We start from the raw sequence: 9618 nt of genomic DNA, 5'->3' as shown, positions 1-9618 counted from the left end.
GGGTGGGTCCGGTGGCGGGAGTGTCCGCGGCATGGATGCCGCGGCCAAGCCCCCAGGGACGGGTTTACGGCGTCTCCCGCCACCGGACCCACCCCGCCATCCCACAGGAAGCCAGCTTTTGCTTCGGCTGTTGCTTCAGCTGTTGCCGTTGCGTGTAGCGGGTGCAGGGCCGCAGGCCCTGCCGAACCCCTACCTGCCCATCACCCGGGCGATTGCTTCCACCAGCAGCTCACCGGTCACCGGTTTGCGCAGGAAGCCACCGATGCCTGCCGCTTCCACCTGCTGCTGCAGGTCCGGATCGGTCCGCGCGGTCACTGCCAGCAGCGGCAGCATGTAGCCCTGGTTGCGCAGGTGCTGGGCCAGTTCGAAACCGCTCAGGCCGGGCAGGTCCAGGTCCAGCAGGCCGACGTCGAAATCGCCGGCACTGATTTCACGCAGCGCCGCCAGCGCATGGCCCGCATGCACCACCTCATGCCCACGCGCACTCAGCAGGCCGCGCACCACGTCGGCCACGGTCGCGTCATCCTCGACCAGCAGCACCCGCAGTGGCGGCATGTTGGCCGCGTCCTCGCGGTGCGTTTCGCCATCCGCTTCGGCATTGGCATCGACCACCAGCGGCAACGGCAGCGTCACGCCGAAGCAGGTGCCTCGGCCCAGCTGGCTCTCCACCTGGATACGCCCCTGCATTGCCTGCGCCAGTTCGCGGCAGATCGCCAGGCCCAGGCCGCTGCCGCCGTACTGCGCGGCAGTGCGGGCGCCGTCGGCCTGCTCGAAACGGCGGAACAGACGCTGCTGCTGTTCCTGACTGATGCCCGGACCGGTGTCACGCACTTCGAAATGCAGCGCGCGCAGCTCAGCGTCGCTGCGCGCATGCAGGGTGATGGTGCCGCGGCTGGTGAACTTCACCGCGTTCGAGAGCAGGTTGAGCAGGATCTGCCGCACCCGCATCGAGTCCCCCGTGGCCTGCAGGCCAGGCGGCAGCTGGTTGTCGAGGGTGAAGCGCAGGCCCTTCTGTGCGGCCAGCGGCCCCATCAGCGCCGCCAGATCCTGCAGCAGGCAGCTCAGCGCGAACGGCTTGGACTGCAGTTCCAGTCGCCCGGACTCGATACGTGCCAGGTCCAGCGCATCGTTGACCAGGTGCAGCAGATGTTCGCCAGCGTGACGGATCGACTGCGTGTACCCGCGCTGCTGTGGATCCAGCGGCGAGGCCAACAGCAGTTCGCTCATGCCGAGCACACCGGTCATCGGCGTACGTATCTCGTGGCCAAGATTGGCGAGGAAACGGGTCTTGGCCGCCGATGCCTGCTCGGCCAGTTCCTGCTTGTGCAATGCCAGTTGATAGGCGTGGCGACGCTGCAGGCGGCGGCGGTACAGCCAGGCAAACCAACTGGTCAGCAGCAGTGCGATGGAAGCCAGTACCAGCAACCCGGACAGGCTGCGCCACCACGGCGGCTGCACGCGGAACTCCAGGCTCTGCACCCGCGACCAGACGTGGTCGGCCGAGCGCGCCTGGACTTCCAGACGATAGCTGCCCGGGGCCAGACGCGAGAAAAGACGCTCGCCGGCGGGCCCCACTTCCACCCAATCGGGGTCATAGCCGGCCAGCCGGTAGCGGTAGCTGTTGGAGGCAGAATCGGCGAACGACAGCAGCCGCGCGACGATGCGCAGGTCACGGTCGCCATCGGCGATCTGCAACGGCGTGTCATGGGTCAGGTCCAGCACCTGCTCGTTGCGGCGGACTTCGACCCGTTCGATCACCAGCGGCGCCCGCCGTACCGAGGGCCGCACCTGTTCCGGGTCGAACACCACCACGCCAGCCGGCGTGCCGGCTACCAGATGGCCGTCCCCCGACATCACCAGCGTGTGCTCGCGGAACTCCTGGCTGGGCAGGCCATCGTGCACACCATACAGGCGCACGCTCTGGCCATCGGCACCGACCCGCACCAGGCCGCGCGCGCTGGTCGCCCAGGCCACGCCCTGCGCATCGACCACCAGCCCGGACGCCGAGATCGCCGGGTAGCCCTGCTCGGCGCCGACCACGGTCTGCCGTTCCAGCCGCCCCTGGCTCCAGCGATAGCGCGACAGGCGCCCATCTTCGGACAGCCAGACCTGGCCATCACGACCGACGTGCAAGGCATGGATCGCGGTCGCCGGAGCCCCCGGCACCGGCTGGAAGCGCTCGCTTTCCGGCAACCACTGCAGCAGGCCGCGGCTGCTGGCCAGCCACACATGGTCCTGCGGCCCGCATTCCACATCAAGATTGAGCTGCCCCTGCTGCAATCCGCGCTGGCCATTGTTGAGCTGGCGACGCAGGCGCCCATCGAGGTCGCGCTGCTGCAGGCCCGACGACAGCATCAGCCAGAGGCTGTCGCCGTCACAGGTCGTCATCGATTCGATGACGCCTTCCATGGTTGCGTCGGCACCGGCATCACGGCCCCAGCGTCGCAGATCGCGCCGCTTCGGGTCGTAACGCAGCAGGGCGTCATTCGAGCCGATCCAGACCTGTCCGCGTCGGTCCTCGCGCACCGACGTCAGCCAGTGCATTCCGTTCACCCAGGTACGGTGCTGCTCGACCTTGCCGGTGTTCGGGTCGAAGCGGTCCAGCGCACCATGGCTGCCTACCGTCCAGATGCCGCCATTGCTGGATGGGCTGGTGCCCAGAACGAAAGCGTTGCGCAGCGAGCGGGGGTCGTCCTCCAGCCGCGACAGCACCGAGAACTGCCACCAGCGGGGCAGCAGATGCCACAGCCCGGCGTTGGTGCTGGCCAACCAGATGCCGCCTTCACGGTCCTCGTAGGCGCCAGTCCAGTTCGGTCGCACCGGGCCGCGTGCCACCGCGCTGTACAACGGGACGGTCTGGTACTGGCCGTCGACTGCACGGCCGAGGCCTGTGCGGGTGTCCAGCCAGTACCCGGCCTGTTCATCGCGCAGCATCATGCCCAGCACCTGCTCGCCCTCGGGCAGCTTCCATGGCGGCGCTTCGAAGCGACCATCGGGGCGGCGCACGATGGCTCCGGCCATCGTACTGATCCACAGACTGCCATCGGGCTCGGCAGTCAGGCCATTGATCAGGAGGCTGGGGATGAGGTCGGTGCCGATGCGCTCAAAATCGGTGCCGGTCCAGCGCGCAACGCCGTGCTTGGTTCCAACCCACAGACTGCCGTCAGCCAGTGTCGCCAGATACGGAACCGATGCCGCCGGCAGACTGCGCGGATTGTTGGCTTCCGGCAGGAAACGCTGCAGGCGGTCCTGGTTGTCCAGGCGATACAACCCGCCCTCGTGGGTGCCGAACCAGATCGAACCGTCCGGCGTGGTCGCCAGGCTCCAGACCGTGTTGGTGCCCATCAACGGCTGGCTGCTGCGATCGTAGAAATGCAGTTGGCGGCGATCGGCCGACATCCGCACCAGGCCTGCATTCTCTGTACCGATCCAGAGCTGGTTGCGCGCATCGACCAGTACCGTCCAGATGCGGTTGTCGCGCAGGCCGTCCTCCGAACGCCAGATCCGGTAGTTGCGCCCGTCGTAGCGGGCCAGGCCATCGTTGGTAGCGATCCACAGGTAGCCGTAGCGATCTTCGGCCATCCGATTGACAGTGTTGGACGGCAGGCCGTCGAACACCGTCACCTGGCGCGGGCTTGGCGGCACCGGCTGCGCGGCAGCGGGTGACAGGCAGCACAGCAGGACCAGCAGCAGCATCGCCGCCCGCAGATACACCACCGATTGCCTCCTCACGCTGCCCTGATGATTCCCGCGCTGCGGGCGTCGGCATGGTAAACCGAAAGTAGCGCCATTCACGCCAGGCGCCGACGCTTTCACGTTGCCGTCTGTCGCTTTGCACGGGCCTGGGCGATTGCCGCTACCAGCATGTCGCCGGTAACCGGTTTGCGCAGGAAGCCATCGAAGCCGGCAGCCAGAACCTGCGATTCGGCATAGGCATCGGAACGGGCAGTCACCGCGACCAACGGCAGCTCGTACCCCAGGGCACGCAGTTGGCGGGCAATGGCGGTACCGTCCAGCGCCGGCAGATCGAGATCGAGCAGGCCCACATCGAAGCCATCGGTGGCGATCTCCGACAGCGCGCCCAGGCCATGCAGAACGTGTACCACGTCATGACCGCGGCCGCGCAACAGGCCCGCGATGACCTCGGCCACGGTGACATCGTCCTCGACCAGCAGGATGCGCAGCGGCGGCAGGTTCGGCTGCGCCGGAACATCGCCCGCTGCGACGGCGGGCTGCCGCGTCCAGGGCAGCGGCAACCGTACCCGGAAGCGCGCGCCCTTGCCCGGTTGGCTGTCCACTTCGATGCGCCCGCCCATCGCCACGGCCAGCTCCTGGCAGATCGCCAGGCCCAGCCCGCTGCCGCCGTAGCGCGATGCCGTACGAGGGCCATCGGCCTGTTCGAAGCGGTGGAACAGGCGATCCTGCTGCTCGGCATTGATGCCGGGGCCACTGTCATGCACCTCGAAGCAAAGGCCACCGCCGTTCTCCTCCAGGCGCACTGCCAGGCCAACATGGCCGCGCTCGGTGAACTTGATCGCGTTGCCCAGCAGATTGAGCAGGATCTGCCGCACGCGCATCTCATCACCGCTGACACTGATCGGTCCAGGCGGATCTTCGCCACGCTGGAACTCCAGCTTGCGCTGCGTCGCCATCGGCTGCATCAGTGCCTGTACCTGGTCAAGCAGGCCCACCAGGTCGAACGGGTGCAGGTCCAGCTCCAATCGACCGGCCTCGATGCGTGCGAGGTCCAGTGCATCGTTCACCAGGCGCAGCAGATGGCTGCCGGCCTGCTGGATCGAACCGGCGTAGCTGCGCTGCACCGGGTCCAGCGGCGTGGCCAGCAGCAGCTCGCTCATGCCAAGTACGCCGGTCATCGGCGTGCGCACCTCATGGCCCAGCGTGGCAAGGAACCGGCTCTTGGCCTGCGAGGCCTGTTCGGCCAATTCCTGCTTGTGCACGGTCAACTGCCATTGCTGGCGGCGACGCAGGCGCGCCCGGGTCGACCACACCAGGGTGAGCAGCAGCAGCGAGCCGATCAGGAGGTAGCCGAAGATCGCCATGCCGCTGCGCCACCAGGGCGGAAGCACTTTCACCTGCAGTTGCTGCGAAGGCGTCCATGCGCCACTGGAGGTGGCTGCCTGCACTTCGATGACATAGCTGCCGGTGGGCAACCGGGAAAGCGTGCGCTGGCCGTCACCGCCCTGCTCCACCCAGTTCTGGTCGTAACCGCGTACCTGGAAGCGGTAGCGGTTGCCCTGCGGGTTGGCGTACGACAGGAGTCGGGCGTCGATCTGCAGATCACGATCATCCGGTCCCAGCAGCAACGTGCCGGTGTTCGGCAACGGCTGCCAGCCACGCGCATCGTCGCGGCGCACGCGGACCTCGGCGATCACCAGTGATGATTCCGGCAACACAACGTCGGAGGCATTCACGTCGAAGGCCACCAGACCGGTCTGGGCAACCGCAAGCACACGTCCATCGGCATTCACCGCCGGTGGTCGGCTGGTGAATTCGGCATCGGAAAGGCCATCGCGTTCATTGAACAACTGCAGGCGTCGTGCCTTGGGATCCCAGCGCAGCAGGCCGCGCGGCGTGGTCGCCCACAGGCGGCCGTTGTCGGCCAGCGCCAGGCCACCCATGCTGACCGGCGGCACGCCGGCGCTTCCATCGACGCGCTGGATCAGGCGCAGGCTCATGCCATCCCACTGGTAGCGCTCGAGCGCGCCCTGGCGGGCCAGCCACAGTTGTTGCGGATCAATCCACACCAGATCGTAGATCAGACCACGGGAGACCCCCGGCACCGGCTCGAAACGTCCGGCCTGTTCGCGCCAGAGACCCATGTCGCCCATCACCCAGACCTTGCCCTGGGCGTCGAAACGGATCTGCTCGATAGGCGAATCGGCCGACTTGCGGAAATCGTCCAGCGGATAGCTGCGCAGCACACGGCCGTCGGCACTGCGCTGCTGCAGGCCCAGGTTCATCACCGAAAGCCAGATCGTTCCGTCGGGTGCCTGGCGCATCAGGTCGATGCGCTGGCGCAGGTCGGCTCCCCCCTCGATGTGCCAGTCATGCAGCGCGCGTGTCGCTGGGTCATACACGCTGATACGGCCGGCACGCCCCAGCCACAGGCGCCCCCCCGGCCGCGGCAACACCGACCACACTGCCCCGCTGCCGATCTCGCGATCGCTGGCCAGCAACTTCAGTGCTCCCTGCGCGTCCAGCTGGTACACGCCATGTGCCGAGCCGACGTAGTAATTCTGGCCATCGCTGGCTGCACTCAGCAGGTACTGGCTGTCCAGCGGCTTGCCGTCAAGCTGGTTCCAGATCGAAAACCGACGCCAGTCCGGCGGCAGGTAGGCCAGGCCTTGGGTCAGCAGCGCCACCCACAATCCGCCCTCGTGGTCCTGCAGCAGATCAAGCACGCCGCTCTGGGCAGTGAGGAAGCCGCTGCCGCGGTCGCCCTCGAGCCGCCGCAGTGCGCTGGCGTCGCCGCGCAGCAGGCCGTCGGACGTGCCCGCCCAGTAGCCTCCCTGGCGATCGGCCAGCACCAGCGCCGAACGCAGGCGGGCGCTGTCGCTCCAGCGCGGACGGCTGACCCGGTCCTGTGCATCGATGCGGTACAGCCCGTCGTTCTGGCTGCCGATCCAGATCGAGCCATCCGGATCACGGCTCATCCGCAGCACGCTCAACGCGCCCAGCTCACGCGCTGCCACGGACTCGAACCCGCGGCCGTTCCAGCGCGCCACCCCGCTCTCGGTGCCGATCCACAGCCGCCCCTGCGCGTCAACCAGGCTGCTGTAGATGGTGTTGCTGGGCAGGCCGTCCAGGCGGGTCGGGTCGTGCTTGAAGAAGCGCAGGCTACCGTCCTCTCCGAACCGGCAGACGCCCTGGCTGCTGGTGCCGATCCAAAGCGCATCCTCGGCGTAGGCCAGCGTCCAGAACTGGCTCATGCAGGGGCCGTTGACCGCATCGAAGGTCTTGAAGCGTTCGCGGTCGGCATCCAACCGGGCCACGCCCTTGCCATTGATGCCGACCCAGACGCGATCCAGGGGATCGACCAGCAAGGTCTCGATCTCATTGCCGGGCAGCGAGCCCGGCTGCTCGGGGTCGTGTTCCCAGACCCGCAGGGCGCCCCCGTCATAGCGCACCAGGCCGCCGTCGGTGGCCGCCCAGATATGCCCCTGGCGATCCTCGGCCAACGCCAGCACCATGCGCGAGGGCATGCCTTCGGCGGCACCGAAACGGCGCAGGCGCGGTGTTTCTGCCATGTCCGGGGCCGCAGCTGCAGTGGCCAACGCCATCAGCAACAGCCCCATGCCCACGATGCCTCGACACCACAGGCGCCAGCTGCTCGTCATCCTGAACCCCCTGTCCTGGTCCGATTGTCACACAGGGCTGGGTTCATGACTGCAACAGCCTGTTTCCACCGGTAGACCCACCACGAACTGTTGCAGCCATGCACGCATCGTTGGCAGGGGCCTGTGCGTATGATCACAGCGTCCCCCTTCCGGAGCCCGCCATCGATGCGTCCCAGCCTGGCCCTGCTGCCGATGCTGCTTGCCACCGCGCCCGCCTGGGCGGATGCAGATACCTATCGCCTCGATCCGGTGCATACCCGTGTGCTGTTCACCATCGACCACGCGGGTTACTCGCAGGCGATGGGCACGGTCTCCGGCAGTGAAGGACGCCTGCAGTTCGATCCCGACAACTGGCGCGAAGCCACACTGGACGTCGAGGTTCCCGTGTCGCGATTGGACCTTGGTGATGCCAAATGGAACCAGGCCACGCTGGCGCGCAGCCTGCTGGATGGTGAGCGTTTCCCGAAGGCACACTTCGTCTCCAGCCGGGTCGAACCGATCGATGCCAGACGCGCCCACGTGATCGGCACCCTGACCCTGCGCGGGGTCAGCCAGGAGATCACGCTGGACGTGACCCTCAACGCCATCAAGCGCTACCCCCTCCCCCCGTTCCGACGCACCGCCGGTTTTTCCGCCAGCACCACGCTGAGCCGGCGCGCGTTCGGCATCACCGCCTGGCCGGGCGTCATCGGTGATGCAGTACAGCTGAGGATCGAGGCTGAAGCCACCCTCGACCGCAGCGACGCCCCGGGAACTCCCGCTCCCGTTCCACACTCCCACCCCAAGACGGCCCCCTAGAGGACCCTTCATGACCGCCAAGAACACCCCCGCCGCCTGGGGGAGTGTCAGCCAGATCCTGCATTGGTTGATCGCATTGCTGATCCTCGCCCTGGGCGTGGTCGGCCTGACCATGGGCGAACTGCCCAAGACCCCCAAGTACTTCTGGGTCTACACCGCACACAAGTCGATCGGCATCACCGTGCTGGCGCTGGTGCTGTTCCGCCTGGGCTGGCGCCTGTATGCCGGTGCACCGAAGCCGGTACCGGGCGTGCCCAGCTGGCAGGAACGCATCGCCAGTGCCACCCACGTGCTGTTGTATGTGCTGATGTTCGCCATCCCGCTGTCGGGCTGGCTGTACGACTCGGCCAGCGGCCTGCGCCCGTTCCGCTGGTTCGGCCTGGTTGATGTTCCCAAGCTGAGCGGCCCGGACCCGCAGGTCGTTGCGGTCTCCCACGCGATCCACGAATACGGCTTCTGGCTGTTGATCGCGGTGGTGCTGGCTCATGCCGGTGCCGCCTTCTACCACCACCTGTTCCAGCGCGATGCGACCTTGTCCCGCATGTTGCCGCGTGGCTGGCTCGCCTCTCCTCACAAGGACTGACCGATGAACCTGAAACTGACCACCCCGGCCGCCGTGGCCGCCGCCCTGGCCGGCATGCTGGCCACCGCTCCGGCGTTCGCCGCCGACTATGCGCAGGCGCCCGGCGCCGGCTCGATCCTGGTGTTCGCCACCAAGTACGACGGTGAAGTGTTCACCGGCAGCTTCCCGGGCTTTGCCACCAAGCTCAGCTTCGACCCGGCCAACCCGGCCGCGGGCTCGCTGGACGTGGTGATCCCGCTGGCCAGTGCCAAGAGTGGCAACAGCGACCGCGATTCGACCCTGCAGACCGCCGACTTCTTCAACGTCGGCAAGTTCGCCACCGCGCGCTACACCGCCAAGGGCTTCCGCGCGGTGGGCAATGACCAGTTCGCTGCGGACGGCACGCTGGAACTGCGCGGCGTCAGCAAGCCGGTCACACTCACCTTCACCTGGAAGCCGGGCACCCAGCCGGTGTTGACCGGCAAGGCCACGGTCAAGCGCCTGGACTTCGGCGTCGGCAGCGGTGACTGGGCCGACACCAAGACCATCCCGGATGAGACCGCGATCAGCACGATCGTGAAGTTCGACGCGAAATAAACCGCGTCTGGTAGTGCCGGCCGCTGGCCGGCATCACCGGGCACGGCGGGGTTGCCGGCCAGCGGCCGGCACTACCGATCGACGGCCAGCCAGGCCTGAACCGTGGCGGCGTCGAACGGCCAATCCAGCTCGCGGTCGCCGCGCTCGTCTCGCAGCACCGGCACCCGCGCGCCGTAGCGCGATTCCAGCGCCGGCTGGTCATCCAGGAACACCGATTCGAACTCCGGCGCCCTGGCCTTGGCCAGCTCGGCCAGGGCCATGTCGCACAGGTGGCAGTCGTCACGCTGGAACAGAGTCAACACC

The 9618-nt window shown here is 67.5% G+C and carries 6 protein-coding genes; 3 read left to right on the top strand and 3 right to left on the bottom strand.

The window, feature by feature from the left end; genetic code table 11:
- Window positions 1-189: 189 nt before the first annotated feature.
- Both HLA98_RS20565 and HLA98_RS20560 read right to left on the bottom strand, forming a co-directional pair.
- Window positions 190-3717: a hybrid sensor histidine kinase/response regulator gene (locus HLA98_RS20565; protein ID WP_049448742.1), complete on the bottom strand. Its 3528-nt coding sequence runs from the start codon at window positions 3715-3717 to the stop codon at window positions 190-192.
- A 95-nt stretch (window positions 3718-3812) separates the two neighbouring features.
- Window positions 3813-7358, bottom strand: a complete 3546-nt coding sequence (locus HLA98_RS20560) for a hybrid sensor histidine kinase/response regulator (protein ID WP_057502024.1) — start codon at window positions 7356-7358, stop codon at window positions 3813-3815.
- A 165-nt stretch (window positions 7359-7523) separates the two neighbouring features.
- Here HLA98_RS20560 and HLA98_RS20555 point away from each other — a divergent pair, with 165 nt between their 5' ends.
- The 3 genes from HLA98_RS20555 to HLA98_RS20545 are packed head-to-tail and all read left to right on the top strand — an operon-like array spanning window position 7524 to window position 9315.
- Window positions 7524-8156 carry a YceI family protein gene (locus HLA98_RS20555; RefSeq protein ID WP_057502023.1) on the top strand — a complete coding sequence of 211 codons (633 nt, stop codon included), beginning with the start codon at window positions 7524-7526 and terminating at the stop codon, window positions 8154-8156.
- 10 nt (window positions 8157-8166) lie between these two features.
- A complete protein-coding gene (locus tag HLA98_RS20550) occupies window positions 8167-8739 on the top strand; it encodes a cytochrome b (RefSeq protein WP_049448736.1) in 573 nt (190 codons plus the stop codon).
- A gap of 3 nt (window positions 8740-8742) precedes the next feature.
- Window positions 8743-9315: a YceI family protein gene (locus HLA98_RS20545; RefSeq protein ID WP_049448732.1), complete on the top strand. Its 573-nt coding sequence runs from the start codon at window positions 8743-8745 to the stop codon at window positions 9313-9315.
- A gap of 71 nt (window positions 9316-9386) precedes the next feature.
- Here HLA98_RS20545 and HLA98_RS20540 read toward each other — a convergent pair whose 3' ends face one another.
- Window positions 9387-9617, bottom strand: a complete 231-nt coding sequence (locus tag HLA98_RS20540) for a glutaredoxin family protein (RefSeq protein ID WP_049447590.1) — start codon at window positions 9615-9617, stop codon at window positions 9387-9389.
- Between the last annotated feature and the right edge of the window lies 1 nt (window position 9618).

The sequence above is a fragment of the Stenotrophomonas africana genome (assembly GCF_013004645.1).
Lineage (GTDB): Bacteria > Pseudomonadota > Gammaproteobacteria > Xanthomonadales > Xanthomonadaceae > Stenotrophomonas > Stenotrophomonas africana.
Note: the sequence above shows the minus strand (reverse complement) of the source record. Positions and strands in the feature narration are given on the sequence as shown.

Bases quoted from the DNA above. Each gene is read 5' to 3' on its own strand.
- HLA98_RS20560 (WP_057502024.1), bottom strand. From the start codon at position 7,358: ATGACGAGCAGCTGGCGCCTGTGGTGTCGAGGCATCGTGGGCATGGGG.
- HLA98_RS20550 (WP_049448736.1), top strand. From the start codon at position 8,167: ATGACCGCCAAGAACACCCCCGCCGCCTGGGGGAGTGTCAGCCAGATC.
- HLA98_RS20545 (WP_049448732.1), top strand. From the start codon at position 8,743: ATGAACCTGAAACTGACCACCCCGGCCGCCGTGGCCGCCGCCCTGGCC.
- HLA98_RS20555 (WP_057502023.1), top strand. From the start codon at position 7,524: ATGCGTCCCAGCCTGGCCCTGCTGCCGATGCTGCTTGCCACCGCGCCC.